Annotated in this window: 21 protein-coding genes; 12 read left to right on the forward strand and 9 right to left on the reverse strand. The window is 68.0% G+C overall.

The window, feature by feature from the left end:
- Positions 1–7: 7 nt before the first annotated feature.
- Positions 8–670, forward strand: coding sequence for a class I SAM-dependent methyltransferase (locus ACZY1G_RS15535; protein ID WP_463812729.1), 663 nt, complete (start codon positions 8–10; stop codon positions 668–670).
- Here the strand turns inward: ACZY1G_RS15535 and ACZY1G_RS15540 are convergent.
- From ACZY1G_RS15540 to ACZY1G_RS15555, 4 genes are all read right to left on the reverse strand, one after another.
- The gene (locus tag ACZY1G_RS15540) at positions 667–1731 is read right to left on the reverse strand and encodes a prenyltransferase (protein ID WP_463812730.1); all 1065 of its coding nucleotides are present in this window, start codon (positions 1729–1731) and stop codon (positions 667–669) included. The genes ACZY1G_RS15535 and ACZY1G_RS15540 overlap by 4 nt on opposite strands.
- Positions 1731–2501, reverse strand: coding sequence for a class I SAM-dependent methyltransferase (locus tag ACZY1G_RS15545; RefSeq protein ID WP_463823009.1), 771 nt, complete (start codon positions 2499–2501; stop codon positions 1731–1733). Before ACZY1G_RS15545 ends, ACZY1G_RS15540 begins: the two co-directional genes overlap by 1 nt.
- Positions 2438–3673: a glycosyltransferase family 4 protein gene (locus tag ACZY1G_RS15550; RefSeq protein ID WP_463812731.1), complete on the reverse strand. Its 1236-nt coding sequence runs from the start codon at positions 3671–3673 to the stop codon at positions 2438–2440. The genes ACZY1G_RS15545 and ACZY1G_RS15550 overlap by 64 nt, the downstream gene beginning before the upstream one ends.
- A 206-nt stretch (positions 3674–3879) precedes the next feature.
- Entirely contained in the window at positions 3880–4335 is a 456-nt protein-coding gene (locus ACZY1G_RS15555) for a PPOX class F420-dependent oxidoreductase (protein ID WP_463812732.1), read from the reverse strand.
- Between the two features lie 48 nt (positions 4336–4383).
- On the opposite strand from ACZY1G_RS15555, the gene ACZY1G_RS15560 reads away from it, so the two are divergent.
- From ACZY1G_RS15560 to glgX, 9 genes are all read left to right on the forward strand, one after another.
- Positions 4384–4695 carry a hypothetical protein gene (locus ACZY1G_RS15560; protein ID WP_463812733.1) on the forward strand — a complete coding sequence of 104 codons (312 nt, stop codon included), beginning with the start codon at positions 4384–4386 and terminating at the stop codon, positions 4693–4695.
- Between the two features lie 37 nt (positions 4696–4732).
- On the forward strand, positions 4733–6127 hold the full coding sequence (locus ACZY1G_RS15565; RefSeq protein ID WP_463812734.1) for an acyl-CoA dehydrogenase family protein: 1395 nt from the start codon (positions 4733–4735) through the stop codon (positions 6125–6127).
- Positions 6128–6459: 332 nt separating this feature from the next.
- Positions 6460–8304, forward strand: coding sequence for a hypothetical protein (locus ACZY1G_RS15570; RefSeq protein WP_463812735.1), 1845 nt, complete (start codon positions 6460–6462; stop codon positions 8302–8304).
- Positions 8301–8450, forward strand: coding sequence for a hypothetical protein (locus ACZY1G_RS15575; RefSeq protein ID WP_463812736.1), 150 nt, complete (start codon positions 8301–8303; stop codon positions 8448–8450). The genes ACZY1G_RS15570 and ACZY1G_RS15575 overlap by 4 nt, the downstream gene beginning before the upstream one ends.
- Positions 8447–8857 (forward strand): hypothetical protein, encoded by a 411-nt coding sequence (locus tag ACZY1G_RS15580; RefSeq protein WP_463822877.1) that lies wholly within the window; start codon positions 8447–8449, stop codon positions 8855–8857. Before ACZY1G_RS15575 ends, ACZY1G_RS15580 begins: the two co-directional genes overlap by 4 nt.
- On the forward strand, positions 8854–10170 hold the full coding sequence (locus ACZY1G_RS15585; RefSeq protein ID WP_463812738.1) for a hypothetical protein: 1317 nt from the start codon (positions 8854–8856) through the stop codon (positions 10168–10170). Before ACZY1G_RS15580 ends, ACZY1G_RS15585 begins: the two co-directional genes overlap by 4 nt.
- A 30-nt stretch (positions 10171–10200) precedes the next feature.
- On the forward strand, positions 10201–10875 hold the full coding sequence (locus tag ACZY1G_RS15590) for an ANTAR domain-containing protein (RefSeq protein ID WP_463812739.1): 675 nt from the start codon (positions 10201–10203) through the stop codon (positions 10873–10875).
- Complete coding sequence (locus tag ACZY1G_RS15595; protein WP_463812740.1) at positions 10872–11423, forward strand: isochorismatase family protein; 552 nt, start codon at positions 10872–10874, stop codon at positions 11421–11423. The genes ACZY1G_RS15590 and ACZY1G_RS15595 overlap by 4 nt, the downstream gene beginning before the upstream one ends.
- 87 nt (positions 11424–11510) lie before the next feature.
- Positions 11511–13670: a glycogen debranching protein GlgX gene (gene glgX / locus ACZY1G_RS15600; RefSeq protein ID WP_463822878.1), complete on the forward strand. Its 2160-nt coding sequence runs from the start codon at positions 11511–11513 to the stop codon at positions 13668–13670.
- Between the two features lie 231 nt (positions 13671–13901).
- Here the strand turns inward: glgX and ACZY1G_RS15605 are convergent, their stop codons facing one another.
- Together ACZY1G_RS15605 and ACZY1G_RS15610 are read right to left on the reverse strand one after the other, a co-directional pair.
- Complete coding sequence (locus ACZY1G_RS15605; protein WP_463822879.1) at positions 13902–15191, reverse strand: maltokinase N-terminal cap-like domain-containing protein; 1290 nt, start codon at positions 15189–15191, stop codon at positions 13902–13904.
- A 41-nt stretch (positions 15192–15232) separates the two neighbouring features.
- Positions 15233–16243 (reverse strand): hypothetical protein, encoded by a 1011-nt coding sequence (locus ACZY1G_RS15610; protein ID WP_463822880.1) that lies wholly within the window; start codon positions 16241–16243, stop codon positions 15233–15235.
- 159 nt (positions 16244–16402) lie between these two features.
- Between ACZY1G_RS15610 and ACZY1G_RS15615 the strand changes: the two genes are divergently transcribed.
- Positions 16403–17215: a HugZ family pyridoxamine 5'-phosphate oxidase gene (locus ACZY1G_RS15615; protein ID WP_463812745.1), complete on the forward strand. Its 813-nt coding sequence runs from the start codon at positions 16403–16405 to the stop codon at positions 17213–17215.
- A 26-nt stretch (positions 17216–17241) separates the two neighbouring features.
- A complete protein-coding gene (pyrE, locus tag ACZY1G_RS15620; protein ID WP_463822881.1) occupies positions 17242–17820 on the forward strand; it encodes an orotate phosphoribosyltransferase in 579 nt (192 codons plus the stop codon).
- A 45-nt stretch (positions 17821–17865) separates the two neighbouring features.
- Here pyrE and ACZY1G_RS15625 read toward each other — a convergent pair whose 3' ends face one another.
- The 3 genes from ACZY1G_RS15625 to ACZY1G_RS15635 are packed head-to-tail and all read right to left on the reverse strand — an operon-like array spanning position 17866 to position 20509.
- Entirely contained in the window at positions 17866–18900 is a 1035-nt protein-coding gene (locus tag ACZY1G_RS15625; RefSeq protein ID WP_463812747.1) for an ABC transporter ATP-binding protein, read from the reverse strand.
- A complete protein-coding gene (locus ACZY1G_RS15630) occupies positions 18897–19670 on the reverse strand; it encodes an ABC transporter permease (protein WP_463812748.1) in 774 nt (257 codons plus the stop codon). The genes ACZY1G_RS15625 and ACZY1G_RS15630 overlap by 4 nt, the downstream gene beginning before the upstream one ends.
- Positions 19667–20509 (reverse strand): ABC transporter permease, encoded by an 843-nt coding sequence (locus tag ACZY1G_RS15635; protein WP_463812749.1) that lies wholly within the window; start codon positions 20507–20509, stop codon positions 19667–19669. Before ACZY1G_RS15635 ends, ACZY1G_RS15630 begins: the two co-directional genes overlap by 4 nt.
- Between the last annotated feature and the right edge of the window lies 1 nt (position 20510).

A 20510-nucleotide genomic window follows, 5' to 3' on the forward strand; every position in this document is an offset into this window, starting at 1 on the left:
GGGTGTCATGACCATGCCGCCGGCCGCCACGACGCTGTTCGACCTCGCGGAACGGGTCACCGGTTTCATGCCCGCCGACGAGGGCCGAGCGCTCTACGACACCGCGCTGCGCTACCTCGGCGACGGGGTGGCCGTCGAGATCGGCACGTACTGCGGCAAGTCGACGGTGATGCTCGGTGCCGCGGCACAGCAGACCGGAGGCCTGCTGTACACCGTCGATCATCACCACGGCTCCGAGGAGCACCAGGCCGGGTGGGAGTACCACGACTCCTCCCTCGTCGACCCGGTGACCGGCTTGTTCGACACGCTGCCCACGTTGCGGCACACCCTCGACGCCGCCGGCCTCGACGAGCACGTCGTCGCGGTGGTCGGCCGCTCCCCCGTCGTCGCCCGAGGATGGCGAACACCGTTGCGGCTGTTGTTCATCGACGGCGGCCACACCGAGGAGGCAGCCCAACGCGACTTCGACGGCTGGGCGCCGTGGGTGGAGGTCGGTGGCGCCCTGGTGATCCACGATGTCTTCCCCGATCCGGCCGACGGCGGTCAGGCACCGTTCCACATCTACCGACGGGCGCTGGATTGCGGCGATTTCCGCGAGGTGTCGGCGACGGGGTCGATGAGGGTGCTGGAGAGAGTCGGCGGCGACGTCGGAACGCTGGGCGACCGCTAGCGTTCGCTGGTCGCGCACTCGCAGTCGTACTCGCCCTCCAGGCCACGGGGCAGGTCGGTGCCGCGGAAGATGCCACTGCCCGGGGTCGCCGACGACAGCGCGTCAGCAGCCAGGATCACCGCCGCCCCCGTCCACGTCGTGCGCTCCACCGGCCAGCGCTTTCCGTCGTCGTACACCAGGCCGGTCCAGTAGGACCCGTCCTCTTCGCGCAGGTGGTGCATGGCCGTGAACTGCTCGTGGGCCCTGCTACGGTCGCCCATCGCCTCGAGTGCCAGAACCAGCTCACACGTCTCGGCACCCGTCACCCAGGGACGGTCGTCCACGCAGCGGATGCCCAACCCGGGAACCACGAAATCCTGCCAGCGCGCGTCGATGCGAGCCCGCGCACGCCGACCTCGGATCGCGCCGCCCAGCACCGGGTAGTACCACTCCATTGACCAGCGGTCCTTGACGACGAAGCCCTCCGGGTGTTCGGCGATGGCGTGACCGAGGCGCCCGACCGCGATCTCCCACTCCGGCTGCGGTTCGCCGACATAGTCGGCCAGCGCCAACGCACACCGAATGCTGTGGTGGATACTCGAACACCCGGTCAGCAGAGCCTCCGCGGCCGAGCCCGAAGGACCTGCGGCCCAAGCGATCTCGCCGGTACTCCTTTGCAGGCTCAGCACGAAGTCGATGGCAGCGGCCACGACCGGCCACATCGACTCGGCGAACGTGCGATCACCGGTGATCAGCACGTGGTGCCACACCCCGGTCGCGATGTAGGCGCAGAAGTTGCTGTCGCTGTTGGGATCTTCGATGATCCCGTCACGCAGCTGGATCGGCCAGCTGCCGTCGGGCCGCTGCGTGACGCGCGACCACTCGTAGGCCGCACGTGCGCTGTCCAGCAGACCGGCCGCAGTCAACGCCATCGCGTTCTCGACGTGATCCCAGGGATCTGTGTGCCCACCCACCGACCAGGGGATCGCGCCCGAGGACTCCTGCGTCGCGGCAATCGACTCCGCGGTCTGCAGACACTGCTCGGGCGTGAAAACGCCTGCCACGTGGGGGACGTCGGCCATCAGCTGGGTTTGGTGAAGTAGAGGGCGACGCTCTTGCCGATGACCGGATTGAGAACCGACTCGGCGGTCCGGGTGAGCCATGGCCGGCTCATCATGTCCCACACCAACATCTTGTGGTACGCGGTCACGGCAGGGTGGCTGTCACGTTCGGTGCCGACCGCGCACTTGAGCCACCAGTACGGCGAGTGCAGCGCATGGGCATGATGGGTGTGAGTCAACCTCAAGCCGTGCGCGAGGACCTTGTCCCGCAGCTCGTCGGCACGGTAGATGCGGATGTGGCCGCCCTCGTTGGCGTGGTAGGAGTCCGAGAGCGCCCAGCAGATGCGCTCGGGCAGCCATCGCGGCACGGTGATCGCCAGTGCCCCACCGGGTTTGAGGACACGGACGAGTTCGGCGATGGCCCGTTCGTCCTCGGGGACGTGTTCGAGGATCTCCGAGGCGATCACACAGTCGAACGTGGCATCGGGGTACGGCAGCTCGAGCGCGTCACCCTTGACGGCCTCGCCGACCGCAGACGCGGGTGCCTCCCCCTGCTCCTTCATCGCCTGCAGAATCGCGTCGACGTCGTTGAGATCAGCCGCATTCTGGTCGAATCCGACGACGTCGGCACCCCGACGGAACGCCTCGAACGTGTGGCGGCCGGCCCCACAGCCGACGTCGATCACCTTGGTTCCCGCACCGACGTCGAGGCGGTCGAAGTCCACGGTCAGCATGCAGCGACCCTCTCTCGAGCTTGTTGGTACACCGCAACCGTCTGTGCGGCAACCGATTCCCAGCTGAACACCTCGAGCGCGCGGCGCCGCCCGTTGGCCCCGAGCCGGCGCAGCTCGAGCGGCGAATCGAGCAGCTCGCCGAGCACGGCGGTCAGTTCGTCGACGTTGGCCGGGGTCACCAGCCGTGCGCAGTCACCGTCGGGGCCGACGACCTCGGGCAGCGCGCCCGCCCGGCTGGCGACGATCGGGGTACCGCTGGCCATCGCCTCGACGGCCGGAAGCGAAAAGCCTTCGTACAGCGAGGGGATGCATGCGACCTCCGCTGAGGCGAGCAGGTCGGCCAGTTCGGTGTCGGACAACCCGCTGGAGCTGTGCACGATGTCGGAGATGCCGAGTTCGGCGATGAGCTTCTCCGTGGGCCCGTTCGGTTCGAGTTTCGCGACCAGCTGCAGTTCCAGGTCCCGTTCCACACGCAGCCGCGCGATCGCGTGCAGGAGGTGACTCACGCCCTTGAGCGGCACGTCGGCACTGGCGATCGCGATGATCCGGTTGCGCACGCGGTGCTCGGACGGGCCGAACAGCTCGGTGTCCACGCCGAGGGGCACGACATGCAGCTGTCGCGGGTCGACCGCGAAGTCCTCGGCGATGTCCGCGGCCGACGTCGAGGAGACGGTGACGAGTTCAGGGATGCGCCGCGCGACGGCCTTCTGCATCTCGGCGAACGCATACCAACGGCGCACGAGCGGCTTGCGCCACCACGGGGCCGCGGCCACCTCGACGACACGATCACGAGTGATCGGGTGGTGCACGGTGGCGACCACCGGCATCCCGGCGGCGGCGATGTCCAGCAGCCCGGTCCCCAGACACTGGTTGTCGTGGACGACGTCGAAATCGTCGAGGCGATCGGCGAGCAGCCGGGCCGCCCGCTTGCTGAAGGTCTTCGGTTCGGGGAACCCGGCCGTCCACGTGGTCAGCAGTTCCTCGAGATCGACGGTGGTCTTGATCTCGCTCGGCCGCGGCACGCGGAAGGGATCCGGCTCGCGATACAGATCGAGGCTGGGCACTTTGGTGAGGCGCACCCTCGGGTCGAGCCCCTCGGGATAGGGCTGGCCGGAGAAGAGCTCGACGTCGTGGCCGAGCTCGACGAGCCCACGGCTGAGGTGGCGCACGTAGACGCCCTGCCCGCCACAGTGCGTCTTGCTCCGATAGGACAGCAAGGCGATACGCATCGTCAGTTCACCTATGCCGCGGCACGCAGGTGAGCGCGAGTCCAGCGAGAGAAGCCGCTGCGAGCTGGCCGAATCATGTGGCGCAAGGAATCCGAACCCCTCCTGGACATGTGTCCAGACTATAGTTTGACGTGCTAGCTGATGCAACGCGTCTGCTTGCTCTGACTATCACAATCGGCGCCGGCCGTCCTGCTCGCCCCTGGCGGTCACGGAGGCGGAAAGCCGCCCGTGGCCACCGGGCCCCACCGCTGCGGAGTGACTCTGATCAGGCACTTTCCCTGATCGAGCATCGCCTGCCGGTACTCGTCCCAGTTCGGATGTTCGCCGGCCACCGCGCGGAAGTAGTCGACAAGGGGCTCCACCGCCTCCGGCAGCGAGATCACCTCGGCCGGTCCGTCGACCTGCACATAGGGGCCGTTGAAATCGTCGCTGAGCACCAGGACGCTGGCGCGCGGGTCCCGGCGGATGTTGGCCGCCTTCGCCCGCTGCGGGTAGCTCGCCACCACGATGCGTCCCTGCTCGTCGAGTCCGCCCGTGACCGGCGAGGTCTGAAGCGATCCGTCGGAGCGAAACGTGGTGAGCACCATGTGGTGGCGCCCTCGGATGAAGTCGTGGAGATCGTCGGCGGCGACGGTGTCGGCTGTCGCGTACTTTCGGGCCATCACCTCAGCGTATTCGACATGTCGGTGGGCTCTCCTACGCTGTCGAACATGAGTTCGAATAATCTGTTCACCACCCTCGACGCCCTCGACACCGCCTACCGTGCTCTGGACGATCTGCCGCTGCAGGACCTTCGCCCCACCGATCTGCGCGCGCTGATCGTGCGACTGGAGGAGCTGGACAAGGCCGTCGTCGCCCTCCAACGCCGAATGATCCGCCGGCTGGTGAGCGCGCCGCCTCCGGCCGAGTTCGCGGGCGCCTCGTGGGCTCAGGTGCTGTCCCGCCGCCTGCGCATCTCCGTCGGCGAGGCCCAGCGTCGCATCGTCGAGGCCGGCGGGCCGCCGCAGGCGATGTCGGCATGACCGGTGGATTTCGGTGCGCCCGCGGGTACCCGCCGACATGACCTTCGACATCACCCCGACTGCCGCGCAACACGACTTGGCAAGGCGCGCGCACGAATTCGCCGAACAGGTGGTCCGGCCCGTTGCCGCTGAGTACGACCAGCGCCAGGAGTTCCCGTGGCCGGTCCTCGAAGAGGCGGCACAGAGGGGCTTCTACAGCCCGCTGTTCTATCGCGATCTCATCGGCGACCCGACCGGTCTGTCCCTGCCGATGTTCATGGAGGAGCTGTTCTGGGGCTGCGCCGGCATCGGGCTGGCCGTGGTGATGCCCGCGCTGGCGCTATCGGCGATCGGACAGGCCGCCTCCCCCGAACAGATGCTGCAGTGGGCGCCGGAGTGTTTCGGGACTCCCGGTGACCTCAAGCTCGCTGCGCTGGCCATCTCCGAACCCGAAGGCGGCAGCGACGTCCGCAATCTGCGGACCACGGCCCGGCGCGACGGTGACGGCCCGGATGCGGACTGGATCATCGACGGCCACAAGATGTGGATAGGCAACGGCGGCATCGCCAACGTCCACGTCGTCAACGCGGTCGTGGACCAGGAGCTGGGCCACAAGGGCCAAGCGCTGTTCATCGTGCCGGGCGGCACCCCAGGGCTCGAGATGGTCCGCAAGCTCGACAAACTCGGCTGCCGCGCCTCCCACACCGCCGAGCTGAAGTTCAATGGCGTCCGGGTGCCGGCCGAGAACTTGCTGGGCGGGCAGGAGAAGTTGCAACACAAGCTGGCCCGCGCCCGCGAAGCCGTCGAAGGCGCCAAGCACTCGGGCTCGGCGACATTGGGAACCTTCGAGCAGACCCGGCCGATGGTCGCCGCCCAGGCGCTCGGAATCGCCAGAGCCGCATTGGAATACGCCACCGAGTACGCCAACCGGCGAGAAGCGTTCGGCGCACCCATCATCGACAACCAGGGCATCGCGTTCCCGCTGGCGGACCTGGCTACCGGGCTGGACGCGGCGCGACTGTTGACCTGGCGGGCGTCGTGGATGGCCGCGACCGGCGTGCCGTTCGAACGCGGCGAGGGCTCGATGTCGAAGCTGGCAGCCAGCGAACTGGCGGTACGGACCACCGAGCGCGCGATCCAGACGATGGGCGGCTGGGGGTACATCAAGGACCACCCCGTGGAGAAGTGGTATCGAGACGCCAAGCTCTACACCATCTTCGAGGGAACCAGCGAGATCCAGCGCATCGTGATCTCCAACGCGCTGGGGGCCGCGGACGGCAGACCACCGTTGCACGTCGACCTGGAGCCGACCGGCGGCCCGCTCAACCGCATGTTCGGCCGGGGCACGCCGGCGCGCACGCAAGCGGCGAACACCGCGCTGGCGATGAAGGACCGCGTGCCGGCACCGGTCATGAACGCCGCGATGAAGGTGCTCCGCCCGCCCAGGAAGTGAGGCCGAGGACAACGCGACGCTGGCGACCCGCGCTAGCGATTGCTAGCAACCGCTAGCGGTCCCTGCCGGCGGGGTCACCAGACATCGGAGCCACGCGTTTGTGGGGCGTTCGCGGCCTGATCTGGAGACGAGGGCAGAACGCCGGGCGGACCGCGCGAAAGCCGGGATAGGGCCCCATATCTGCCCAGTGCCGGTTACTGTGCACGTCCTTCGCGAGGCCTCAGACACGGAAAGATGTCAGTCTGCGAAAAAACCCGATACCCCTGGTTTCACCTCACCTGCTTCTGGCAACATTACCGCCCAGTAATGACTCCATCGGTACGGGTGAAGGAATGACGATGACGCATTCTCGACCGGACATCACGGTGCTCGCACAGGGCAGCGAAGGTGGCGGCGCGGAGCTCAGCCAGGTATTCGGGCTTTCCGCAGTGGCTCTTGCCGTCACCGCGGTCCTGCTGTGGATCGGGTATCTGCACCGCCAACACAAGATCTCGTGGCTGGGCAATCTTGCCGACTGGCTGGGCCGCAAGTTCAACCGACCGGGATGGGTGGCACTGCCCATAGCGATTTTCGTCAGCGCGATCATCTGCGCGCTGTTCGGATTCATCTGGGACGTCAGCCTGCACATCGGCAAGGGTCGCGACCCCGGCCCGCTGGCCAACCCGGCGCACTATTTCATCATCATCGGGTTGTTCTTCGTGTTCATCGCCGGATGCACGGCGATCGTGCTGCCCTTCGACAAGCCCGGCCCGGCCGCAGTCCGCATCACCGACGCATGGCACGCTCCCGTCGGCGGCATCGTGATGGCCGGCTGCGGCATGTACGCACTGATCGGGTTCCCGCTCGACGACGTGTGGCACCGAATCTTCGGCCAGGACGTCACGCTGTGGGGTCCGACGCACCTGATGATGATCGGCGGCGCCGGCTTCTCCACCATCGCCGCGGCCTACCTCGAAGTCGAAGGCAAACGGGCTGCCGGCGCAGATGCGCCGCGCGACAGCATCGCCCTGAAATTCATCCAGTACCTGGCGTTCGCCGGCGTGCTGATCGGACTGTCGGTCTATCAGATCGAGTTCGACTTCGGCGTCCCCCAATTCCGGCAGGTCTTCCAGCCGATGCTGATCGCCGCCGCGGCGTCCGTCGCGCTCGTGGCCGCGCGTATCTTCCTCGGCCGTGGCGCGGCGATCATCGCCGCCGTCGTGGCCATCGGCCTGCGCGGCATCATCGCGTTCATGGTCGCGCCGCTGCTCGACGCGCCGGTGAACTGGTTCCCGCTCTATCTGGGCCCCGCGCTGGTCGTGGAGCTGGTGGCACTCACCCCGCTGATCAGAAAACCCGTGCTCTTCGGCATGGTCAGCGGGCTCGGTATCGCCACGGTCGGGCTGTGGCTGGAATCGCTGTGGATCGACGCGATCTACCCCTACCCCTGGCCCACCAGCATCTGGCCTGAAGCACTGGCGATGGCCGTCCCGGTCGCGATCCTGGCGGGTGGCTGCGGCGGCATGATCGGCATGGTCCTCACCGGCCGCAAACTGCCCGGCCGCGCAATCTCCATCGGCCTGGTCGTGCTGACGGTGCTGGCCATCGGCGGCGCGACGGCCAACGGTCTGCGCTACACGGTGCCCGAGAACGAGACCGCGACGTTCGCGCTGACCGAGGCCCAGGGCCCCGGTCCCGGCCGGTTCGTCACCGCCGACGTGCGCTTCAATCCGCCGGACGCGATCAGCGACGACCCGAACTGGGTGTCGGTGCTCGGATGGCAGGGCGGTCTGTCGAACGAACGCGGCCAGTTCATCGACCATCTGGAGCAAGTCGGCCCCGGTCATTACGTCTCGACCAAACCGATGCCCGTGTCCGGTCAGTGGAAGACCCTGTTGCGTGTCCACGACGGCACCACCCTCACCGCGGTCCCGATCTACCTGGCCGGCGATCCGGGCATCGGCGCGAAGGAGGTGCCGGCCGAAGCACAGTTCACCCGGCCGTTCGTCTCGGAGATCACCATCCTGCAGCGCGAGCGCAGCCCCGATATCCCGGCCTCGCTGTGGCTCATCGGTTGCCTGATCGTGCTGGTCTGCACGCTGGCGATGATCGCCGGTATCAGCTGGGGTGGTGGCCGGATCAACAACCACGAGCCGAGCGGCAGCGAGAACGAACTGCAGCCGTCCGGGCAGGCATGACGTCAGCCGAACAGGTGGTGATCCTCGCGGATCACTCCATCTGGTTGGCGCTGCCCGCGTTCGCCCCCGCGTTCGTGGTGGCCGGCGTGGTGTTCTACATCGCCAGAAAGAACCGCAGGAAACCCGACGAGACAGGAGAACCGTGACCAGACTGCTCGTGCTGACCGCCGCCGCGGTTCTGCTGCTCGCCGGGTGTGGAGGCAACAAGAGCGACGGTGCCGACACGGGGAGTTCCAGTCCAGGAGCCCCTGCGCCCACGCAGATGAGCGATGCACAGGCAGCGCCGGAGCGGCTGGTCGTGACCGTGACGATCAAAGACGGTTCGGTGACCCCGACGAACGAACAGCTGCAGGCAAAGCTCAAGCAGCCGATCGTGATTCAGGTCGACAGTGACGCCGCCGACGAGCTGCACGTGCACTCCACCCCGGAGCACTCGTTTCCGATTGCCGTCGGCAACGGACAATCGTTCCAGTTCTCCGTCGACATGCCCGGCCGCGTCGACGTGGAACTGCACGAACTGAACAAGACCATCGCCACCATCGCCGTTCAGTGACCACCCACGTGCTCGCCCACGGGCTGGGCGGCTCGACCGATCTGCCGATCCCGTTCACCTACGCGCTGATCGGCGCGGCGTGGGCTCTGACGTTCACCTTCGCCGTCGTCGCGCTGGCGTGGAAGCGACCGAAATTCGACACCACGCGTCCAGGCCGGGCACTGCCCGACGTGGTCACGCGCGTCGTCGACGCAGCGGTGACCCGCTGGATCCTGACGGTGCTGACGCTGGTGCTGACGGCGTGGGTGGCCATGGCGGCCTTCGTCGGGCCGCAGAACTCCGACAACGCGCTGCCGGGCGTCTTCTACGTGTTGCTGTGGGTCGGCCTGGTCGCTCTGTCGCTCGTGTTCGGCCCGGTGTGGCGGGTGATCTCGCCGGTGCGCGCCCTGCACCGCATCACCGGACGGCCATCGCTGGGGCGCAGCTACCCGGACCGGTTGGGGTACTGGCCGGCCGCGGTGGGATTGTTCGCATTCGTCTGGCTCGAGCTGGCCAGCCCGGACCCCGGTTCCCTGCCGGCGATCCGCGTCTGGCTGCTCATCTACCTGGGCATCACCGTCGCGGGCACGCTGTGGTGCGGCACCCGGTGGTGTGCCCGCGCCGATCCGTTCGAGGTCTACAGCGTCGTCGCGTCGCGACTTTCTCCGATACGCCGCAACGCCGACGGCCGGATCGCGATCGGCAACCCGTTCGACCACCTGGGGACCCTGCCGGTGCGCCCCGGCATCGTCGTCGTGCTGTCGGTGCTGCTCGGCTCGACCGCGTTCGACAGCTTCTCGGCCACGCCTGCGTTCCGGAACTTCTCCGATCGGGTCACCGACTCCGCGGCGACGGCGAGCCTGCTGCGCACCGCGGGTCTACTGCTCTTCGCCACCGTCGTGGCGGTGTCCTTCACGCTCGCGGCCCGCTGCACGGGAGGCGTCGATGCGCAGCAGCGGCGCGAACTCCCTGGCAAGATGGCCCACTCGCTGATCCCGATCGTCATCGGTTACGTGTTCGCGCATTACCTCACGTATCTGGTCGAACGGGGTCAGGAGACGATCATCCGGCTCGCGGATCCCCTCGGGCGCGGCTGGAACGTGTTGGGCCTGGCCGACAACGAGGTCAGCTACCTGCTGTCGATGCATCCCGCGGTCGGCGCCACGCTCAAGGTCGGCTTCGTCGTGGCGGGCCACATCGCCGGAGTCATCGCCGCGCACGATCGCTCGCTGGCCTTGCTACCGCGCGCTCATCAGGTGACCGGACAGCTGGCGATGATGCTGGTGATGGTCGGCTACACGTTCATGGGCCTGTATCTGCTGTTCGGCGGCTGACCCGGCACCGCCGCAGCTATCGTGCTCGATGTGCCCGATGAGGAACCACTCGAGCAGGCGCCGGTAGGTGATGAATCCCAGCGCGTCGGATGGTTCACGTTCCACTTCGACGACGAGCGATGGGATTGGTCCGACGCGGTGCAGATCATGCACGGCTACGAACCCGGCACGGTGACCCCGACCACCGAACTCGTGCTCTCCCACAAGCATCCCGACGACCGGCAGACGATCGCCGCGACTCTCGAGGAGATGCGTCGCGCGCACCGGCCGTTCTCGACCCGACATCGCATCGTCGACACCCGCGGTGACGTCCGCGACGTCGTCGTCGTGGGTGACCGGATGACCGACGAGCAGGGTCAGGTCGTCGGGACGCACGGCTTCTACGTCGACGTCACTGTCAAGACGATGACCCAGGAGATGGTCACCGCCGCATTGACGGAGATCGCCGAGAACCGTGCGGCAATCGAGCAGGTCAAGGGCATGTTGATGCTCATCTACCGGGTCGACAGTGATGCCGCGTTCGAACTGCTCCGCTGGCGATCCCAAGAGTCGAACGTCAAGCTGCGCGCGCTCGCCGAGCAGCTCCTCGCCGACTACCGGCAGCTCGACTACCAGGACACCCTGCCCAGCCGTGAGACCTTCGACCACCTGCTCCTGACCGCCCACCAGCGGGTGGGAGGCGGCGCGGATACCGTAAGGCCATGAACGCGCTCATCATCGTCGACGTGCAGAACGACTTCTGCGAAGGCGGATCGCTGGCTGTCGAGGGAGGCGCCGCGGTCGCACGCTCCATCACCGACCTGCTGGCCGGCGAGCACGGCTACGACCACGTGGTGGCCACCAAGGACTTCCACATCGACCCGGGTGAGCACTTCTCCGATCACCCGGACTATGTCACGTCCTGGCCCCGACACTGCGTCGTCGGCACCGACGGTGCCGAGTTCCATCCCGACCTGGACGTCACGCCCGTGGAGGCCGTGTTCCACAAGGGCCGGTACTCGGCCGCCTACAGCGGCTTCGAAGGCGTTGACGACGACGGCACCTCGTTGGCCGACTGGATGCGCGAACGCGGCGTCGACACCGTCGACGTCGTCGGCATCGCCACCGACTACTGCGTCAAGGCGACCGCCGCGGACGCGGTCGCCGCCGGGCTGAACACCCGCGTCCTACTCGATCTCACCGCCGGGGTCGCCCCCACCACGACCGATGACGCCGTCGGCGCGCTCCGCGCGGCCGGCGTCATCGTCAATTGACGTCCCTGTGACATAACGAACGGTTGCAGCACCCCCGTTGTGGGCATCCCCTACCGCCACCCGCCGCACGCACACCAGGAGAGCTCCTTGACTCAGACCGCCGCCTCGCTTGACACCTCGTATGCGCTCGAGGTGTGGCCCGGCAAGGCTTACCCTCTCGGGGCCACCTACGACGGATACGGCACCAACTTCGCGCTGTTCAGCGAGGCCGCCGAGAAGGTCGAGCTGTGCTTGTTCGACGTCAACGGCGAGCAGACCGACTGCATCACGCTGCCCGAGGTGGACGGGTACATCTGGCACGGGTTCATCCCGAACATCGAGCCGGGCCAGCGCTACGGCTACCGCGTGTACGGCCCCTACGACCCGCCCAACGGGATGCGCTGCAACCCGAACAAGCTGCTGCTCGACCCCTACGCCAAAGCCATCGACGGACAATTCGACTGGAACCAGTCGCTGTTCAGCTACGACTTCGGGGATCCCGACAGCCGCAACGACGACGATTCCGCGGCGAGCATGCCCAAGTCCGTGGTGGTCAATCCCTACTTCGACTGGGGAAACGACCGACCGCCCAACCTCGAGTACGCCGACTCCGTGATCTACGAGGCCCACGTCAAAGGCCTGACGCAAACCCATCCCGACATCCCCGAGCAGATCCGCGGAACCTACGCCGCGGTCGCGCACCCGGTGATCATCGACCACCTGAAATCGCTGGGAATCACCGCGATCGAACTGATGCCGGTGCACCACTTCGCCAACGACTCGACCCTGATCGACAAGGGGCTGTCGAACTACTGGGGCTACAACACGATCGGGTTCTTCGCCCCCGACTCCAAGTACAGTTCGAACCCGAACCCGGGTGGGCAGGTCCAGGAGTTCAAGGCGATGGTGCGGGCGCTGCACGAAGCCGGCATCGAAGTCATCCTCGACGTCGTCTACAACCACACCGCCGAGGGCAACCACATGGGGCCGACACTGTCGATGCGCGGCATCGACAACGCGGCGTACTACCAGCTCGTCGACGACGACAAGCGGTACTACATGGACTACACCGGTACGGGTAACAGCTTCAACGTGCGGCACCCGCACTCGTTGCAGCTGATCATGGACTCGCTGCGGTACTGGGTCACCGAGATGCACGTCGACGGGTTCCGCTTCGACCTGGCCTCGACCCTGGCCCGCGAGTTCTACGACGTCGACCGGCTGGCGACGTTCTTCGAACTCGTGCAGCAGGACCCGACGGTCAGCCAGGTCAAGTTGATCGCCGAGCCGTGGGACGTCGGCCCGGGCGGCTACCAGGTCGGCAACTTCCCGCCGCAGTGGACCGAGTGGAACGGCAAGTACCGCGACACCGTCCGAGACTTCTGGCGCGGTGAGGGCGCCAACCTCGACGAGTTCGCCTACCGGCTGACCGGCTCTTCGGACCTCTACGAGCACACCGCGCGACGGCCGGTCGCATCCATCAACTTCGTCATCGCCCACGACGGCTTCACGCTGCGCGACCTGGTGTCGTACAACGAGAAGCACAACGAGGCCAACGGCGAGGACAACAACGACGGCGAGAGCCACAACCGGTCGTGGAACTGCGGCGTCGAAGGGCCGACAGACGACCCGGAGATCAACGCGCTGCGGGCCCAGCAGGAACGCAACTTCCTGACCACGCTGCTGCTGTCGCAAGGTGTGCCGATGATCTGCCACGGCGACGAGCTGGGGCGCACCCAGGGCGGCAACAACAACGGTTACTGCCAGGACAACGAGATCACCTGGATCGACTGGTCGACCGTCGACGACGGTCTGCTGGACTTCACCCGGGCGGTGTCGGAGCTGCGAGCCAACCATCCGGTGTTCCGGCGGCGGCGGTTCTTCTCGGGCAAGCCCGTCGGCCGCCGCGGTGACGCCGGTCTGCCGGACATCGCGTGGTTCAGTCCCGACGGCACGGAGATGACCGGTGAGGACTGGGGCGCCGGTTTCGCGAAGTCGCTGACCGCGTTCCTCAACGGCCACGGCATCCCGGACATGGATGCCCGCGGCCAGCGCGTGATCGACGACTCGTTCCTGCTGTGCTTCAACGCCCACTACGAGCCGATCAACTTCACACTGCCTCCCAAGGAGTTCGGGGCGGCGTGGGTGCCGGTGATCAACACCGCCGAGCTGACTCCCGACGGCCAGCCGGACGAGGCTCAGCCCGCAGGGGAGACGCTGAAGGTGCCGGCGCGGACGACGGTCGTTCTGCGCGCGCAGACCGACTGAGACAGCGCTGTGAAAAGACTGCCTTGAAAGACGTTGCGCGGCATCGCGCTTAGACGCCAGGTTCAGCGTCTTTGCTGCATCGGTGTGTTAGCTTTGGGGAGCTGTTGCAGCCGTGGTCGCTAGTGGGCGAGCGTCTTGACGCGAGGCCACCGGTCGGGCGGGCCGGAGTAGGAGCCGTAGAGCGGCGGTGACCTACCGGGCGGCCACGGTTGCCAGCTTTTTATGCAGTCTTCAGCTGCCCACGATGCGTTCGATCGACCGCATCGGGATCGGCAGCCACGACGGACGGAACCTGGCTTCATAAGCCGCCTCGTAGACGGCCTTGTCCAGCTCGTAGGCAGCCAGGATCTGCGCCGCGGCAGCCGGATCCGCCCCGCCACCGGCGGCATAGCCGTCATAGAAGGCGGCGCTGTTGCGGTCCACCCACTGCCGCGCCCGCTCCGCCAGTTCACCGTCGTCGCTCGTGTCGGAGCTGCGCTCGACCACCAACTGGTAGGCGGCGTATTCGAACGACCGCAAGACACCCGCCACGTCGCGCATCGCCGAATCCGGACGGCGCCGCTCGTCGAGCGGCTGTCCCGGCTCACCCTCGAAGTCGATCAGCACCCAGCCGTCCTCGGTCCGAAGCACCTGCCCCAGGTGCAGATCGCCGTGCACGCGCTGCACCACCATCGCCTCGTCGGCCAGCGCGCGGTAGCGCGCCTCGATCCGCGGCGCGTGCTCAGCCAACGCGGGCGCTGCGTCGACCGCAGTGCGCAACCGGTGCAGCACCGTATCGACAGGAAACCGGACGGTCGACGTACCGAGGGCGTCGGCCAGCGCCGCGTGCACGGAGGCCACTGCCTGTCCCAGTCGTCGGGACTCCCCGGTGAAGTCGGAGAAGTCCTCGCGCGTGCTCGCGGTCGCCATGTCCCAGCCCTCGCAGCTGTCTGCCGCGAACGCCGTCACCATCCCGAGTGCCGACGGCTCCTCTGGACCGGTCTCGAACGATCCGAACAGCGTCGCCACGTGGGTGTTCTGTGCCCGCGCGAGGACCCGGTTCAGCTCGATGTCCGGATTGATGCCGGGGGTCACCCGCCGGAACACCTTGAGGATGGCGTCGCTGCCGAAGATCACGCTGGTATTGCTCTGCTCCGCCCCCGAGACCCGCGGCGCCGCGTCGAGCGGCAGCGAGGCGCCGGGCTCTTTGACGAAGGTCAGTGGGCCCACCGTCGCGGACTCGTCGATCAGCGTGAGCAGGCGGGTGGCCGCGGCCGGATCGAACATCGCATCGTAGGCGAAACGGTCCTGGTCCGATCCGATGGCCGCGAGGTCTCCGAAATCGGGCACCGGGGTGTCGCTCCAGCGGATCAGCACCTGGTAGCGCTCGGTGGTGCCGTCGCCGTAGCCGACGTCGAGCAGGACGTGGTCGAGGTCGGCACTCAGCGAAGTCACGGCGGTCGGTTCGGCACTGGTCAATTGGCGGGTGCGACCGGCGTACCAGCGCTGTCGCACGATCCAGTCAGCGAAGGGCAGTCTCATCACGGTGTCCTTGTACCCGTTCCGCCGCCGCGACCCCACGCTCAGGCGAGGAAACGCTCCGCTCCGGCGGTGCGGACGAACCTCAGACTGTTGGCCTGCCGGTAGCCGAGCACGCCCCCGCCGAAGGTCAGCAGGATGAGGCCGGCGAGCCCGGGAAGCGCGACGGCGGCGAGCTGGGTGATGGTCGGGCTGACCATGGAGCGCGGCATCGCCTCGGGTCGCGGCCCCGACGCACCGGTGGCCATGGGTTGTGCGGCGGCCCCCGGCGTCGGTTCGATCGAGCCGCGGATCGTCGGCGTGCTCGCTCCGGCGACGCCCGGCGCGGTCACACCCGGCTCGGCGGCGACGGCGTCAGGTGCGCGGGTACCTGCCCTGGGGCTGGCGACCGTGATGGCGCGCGGAACGGTCACCACCAGCGGCGCGTGCAGCACCGTCGGATCTTGGCCTACGCCTGCGCCGCCGCCCCCTCCGCCTGCGGTCCCGGTGGCGGCGTCCACCACCGGGGCTTCCTCCTGGGTCCGGAACGCGGGGCCCGGCGGCGGCGCGGGCGGCACGATCGACAGGGCCGAGAGGAACTGCGTGAGCGTCGGCACGGGGATCTGGACGGTGGTGTAGAAATTTCGCGGCAGCGGCAGCTGGCCCGAGGGGATCTCACCGGGGGCGGGCAGCCGCAGTACCGGGATCGTCAGCGAGCGGCCCGAATCGACCTTGCCGGATTCTCGGGGTGGCTCCGGGCTGTCCGGCTCGGAGGGTTCACGGGAGCCGCCGTTGCGAGACGGTTCCTCGGGTTCGGTGTCGACGGTGACCGACGAATCGGTGTCCGGGGTGCCAACCGAGGGTGAGGAGCCGCCGGAGGTGTCCGTCGACGTGTTGTTGGAACCTTCGGTACCACCGCTGTCGGTGCCGCCGGAGTCCGTCTGCGAGGAACCGTCGCCGTCCGACGGCTGAGCGAGGACGGGCCCGACACCTATCCCAGACCCCACCCCGCCGAGGAAAAGAACCATGGAGAGCGCACCGGCAGCGGCGAAGGCACGCGATGCGGGCCGCCCCATGATGCCCCCTAATCCGGCAGACGCACTAGCGAGGAGATGCCGCCGACTATCCTCCCCATCTCGGCAATTCTCGCACATCAGCACAACCCCGCGGCCCGATCCGAGTTTGCTGACGACGGGCCGAAATCGACGCGCGCGTCAGTGCGTTATCGTGCCGTCGTGACGTCCGGAAGCCGACCCCGCGATCACGGCGACCCCGGCGATGCGCCGACCATCCCGCCGCCGCTGCGCGAACCCGTCAATCCCGCGCGCCCCTCGGCGGCCGAGGAGGCCCGCACGATCGCGGCGTCGACGAACTCCGCAACGCTGGCGACGCTGACCGGCGACGGCGACCCGTGGGCCTCGTTCGTGACGTACGGCCTCCTCGGCGGAGCTCCGGTGCTGTGCGTGTCGAACCTCGCCGAGCACGGCCGCAACCTGGCGGCCGATCCGCGCGCGAGCCTCGCGATCGTCGCCCCCGCCACCGAGTCCGACCCGCTGGCCAATGCGCGCATCACGGTCGCTGGTCGTGTGGAGCGACCGACCGGCGACGAGCAGGCGGCGGCTCGCGATGCGCACCTCTCGGCGGTGGCCGCGGCCAAGTACTACATCGACTACACCGACTTCACGCTGTGGGTGCTGCGGGTGGACCGCGTGCGATGGGTCGGTGGCTACGGCCGCATGGAGTCCACGAGCGGCGCCGACTATGCCGCGGCGCAGCCCGACCCGATCAGCCCGCATGCCGCAGGTGCCATCGCCCATCTCAACGCCGACCACGCCGATGCGCTGGCCGCGATGGCCCGCGAGCTGGGTGGCTACCCCGACACGACAACCGCCTCGTGCACCGGCGTGGATCGCTACGGCCTGGATCTGCGGCTGATGACCGAACGCGGAATGGCTTACACCCGAATCGGTTTCGCCTCACCACTCGATTCCGCCGACGAATTGCGTTCCGCCGCGGTCGAGTTGACACGTCGGGCGCGCGGGCACTGATTCGGGGCGGGCACTACCATCGCGCTATGCCCGAGCAGATGCAGCGTCCCGAGACCTGGCAGGCCGCGTTCGAACTGATCCGCACGCGCGGGCACGAGCGTCGCGAGGAGCCCTTCCGGCTGGCCAGTGGTCAGCTCAGCCACGACTACATCGACGGCAAGTTCGCGGTCGACACGGGCGAGCGCCTGTCGGTGGTCAGCCGTGCGGTGGCCGATCTGGCGGCGGCGGAAGGCATCGAGTTCGACGCCGTCGGCGGACTGACGATGGGTGCCGACCCGCTTGCGCATGGCGTGGCGATGGTGACTGGCAAGGCGTGGTTCTCGGTGCGCAAGGAGCAGAAGAGCCGCGGCCGCGAGCAGTGGATCGAGGGCACCCGGTTGCAGTCCGGGGACCGGGTGCTGCTCGTCGACGACGTGATCAGCACCGGTGGCTCCACCGAGCTGGCTCTCGAGCGCATCGCGCCCCTCGGGGTGGTGGTCACGGGTGTGATCCCCATGGTCGATCGCGGGGACATCGCGGCCGCGCGGTTCGCCAGGCGCGGCATCCCCTTCCACGCGCTGGTGAGCTACCGCGACCTGGGCATCGACCCGGTCAAGGACGTGTGATTCCGGCGTGGTTGTCGTCGCTGACCGACGATAAGCACGCCGAAATCACGCTGGGGTGACCAGCACGGCGTCGCTGTCCACTGCGACCGCGACCCGCTCCCCCGGCTGCAGGTCCCGGGCCGCCGAGCTGGCCATCTGAGCCATCAGCGCCGCTCCGTCGGCCGCCGTCAGGTGCACTCGTGAGATCGCCCCGAGAAACGACACCGACGTCACGGTCGCGGTACCCGACGGATCGGCGGTCACGCTCACCGACTCGGGCCGCACCATCGCCACACCCTCACCGTCGACGGACCCCGGCGCCGCGGGCAGTGACAGACCGAGCAGCGACGCATGTCCACCGGACACAGAAGCCGGCACCTTGTTGTTCAGCCCGACGAAGTCCGCGACGAACGGGGTCGCGGGGTGTGCGTAGAGCTCGGCGGGCGCCGCGAGCTGTTCGAGCCTGCCCTTGTTCATCACCCCGACGCGGTCCGCGACGGCCAGCGCCTCCTCCTGGTCGTGGGTGACGAACAGCGTGGTGGTGCCGACGTCGAGCTGAACACGCCGGATCTCATCGCGCAGCTGAGTGCGCACCTTGGCGTCCAGCGCCGAGAGCGGCTCGTCGAGCAGCAGCACCCGGGGCTGGATCGCCAGCGCGCGGGCCAGCGCGACCCGCTGCTGCTGACCGCCCGACAGCTCCTTCGCGTACCGACTGCCCAGCGCGCCCAGGCCCACCAGGTCGAGCATGTCGGCGGCACGGGAAAGCCTCTCGCTCTTGGCTTTTCCGCGCATCTTCAGACCGAACGCGACGTTGTCGAGCACCGTCAGATGCGGGAACAGGCTGTACGCCTGGAACACCATGCCCATGTCCCGCTTGCTGGCCGGCACCCTGCTGACGTCGACGCCGCCGACGGTCACCGTGCCCGACGTCGCCTCGTCGAGGCCCGCGAGGATGCGCAGTGCCGTGGTCTTTCCGCAGCCCGAAGGTCCGAGCAGCGCCACCATCTCGCCCGGCTCGATGTGCAGGGTCAGCCCGTCCAGCGCCCTGGTCTCGCCGTAGAGACGGGTCAGCTCGGTGAGCTCGACGGCAACTCCGGTCACGTGGTGACTCCTGTCTGGTGGCGGCGGCCGCGGGTGACCAGCGAGAGGATCAGCAGCAGCGCGAAGCCGAACAGCAGCGTGGCCAGCGACGCTGCCACCGAGGTGGGGCCGTTGCTCTTGCCGATGGTCACGATCTGTACCTGGAGCGTCTCGTATCCCGACAGCGACGCGATCGTGTACTCGCCGAGCACGACGGCGATCGAGATGAATGCGGCCGACAGGATGCCCGACCAGATGTTGGGCACCACGACCCGCAGGATCGTCGTCGCCCAGCCCGCGCCCAACGACCGCGCGGCCTCCGAGAGGGTCTGCAGATCGATGCTCGAGAGCGCAGCATCGAGCGCCCGGTAGGAGAACGGCAGCACCACGACGACGTAGACGAACGTCAGCGTCAGTGCGGACTCACCGAGGAAGTAGGTGACCCACAGGTAGACGTTGCGCAAGCCGACGACGATCACCAGCGCCGGGATCGTCAGCGGCAACAGGCACAGGAACTCGACCAGCCCCTTGGCCCAGGGGGCGCGCAGCCGTACCCAGATCATGGTGGGCACCAACAGGATCAGCATCGCCACGACGGTCAGGACCGCCAGCGACAGCGACACGACGATGGCCCGGTACAGCTGCTCGTCGGCGATCAGGTTGGCCCAGGCCTGCCCGGTGCGTCCGCCGGAGATCAGGTCGCGGGTCGAGAAGTCGGCCATCGCGTAGAGCGGGAAGCAGAAGAACAACCCGAAGACCACCCACAGCAGCCCGCGCACCGCCCGCGTCATGACAGCCACCGCGCGCTGCGCCGCACCAGCAGGTTGTAGGCGATCATCACCAGGGCCACGACGACGATCATCTCCAGTGCCAGCGCGTAGGCGAAGCCGGCCTGCCCCAACACCACCTCACTGACCAGAGATGCTCGGATCAGCAGCGGCAGGATCGGGCTGCCCTGACTGACCAGGGCAGCGGCCGTCGCGTAGGCGGCGAAGGCGTTGGCGAACAACAGCAACATCGAACCGAGGAACGCCGGTGTCAGCAGCGGCACCGCCACCTCTCGCCAGTAGTCCCACGTGGACGCCCCGAGGCTGACCGCCGCCTCGCGCCACTGCTCGCGCAGCCCCTCGAGTGCCGGCACGAAGACGATCACCATCAGCGGGATCTGGAAGTAGGTGTAGACCAGGATCAACCCACCCAGGCCGTACAGCCAGCCCGAGCCGGCGAGGTTCCACCCGGTGGCCTGCTGCACCCACAGCGTCAGCACACCGTTCAGACCGACCGTCGCCAGGAACGCGAAAGCCAGTGCGACACCGCCGAACTGGGCCAGCACACTGCACAGCGACAGCACCGCCCGGCGCACCATCGACGTCGGTGGGCTGCTGACGATCAGCCACGCCATCACCGCACCGAGCAGCGCACCGAGCACGGCCGTGGCGGCGCTCAGCAGCACGCTGTTGAGCAGAGCCGAGAGCGCGGTTCCGGTGAACAGCGCCGCGATACGACTCAGCGAGAACACCCCGTCGATGTAGACAGAACTCACCACGACGGTGACCGTCGGGATGATCAGGAACACCACGACGACGGCCAGGAACGGCAGCAGCGGCAGGCCGTCACGGACGCGGCGCATG

The sequence above is a fragment of the Mycobacterium sp. IDUB_5 genome (genome assembly GCF_055419565.1).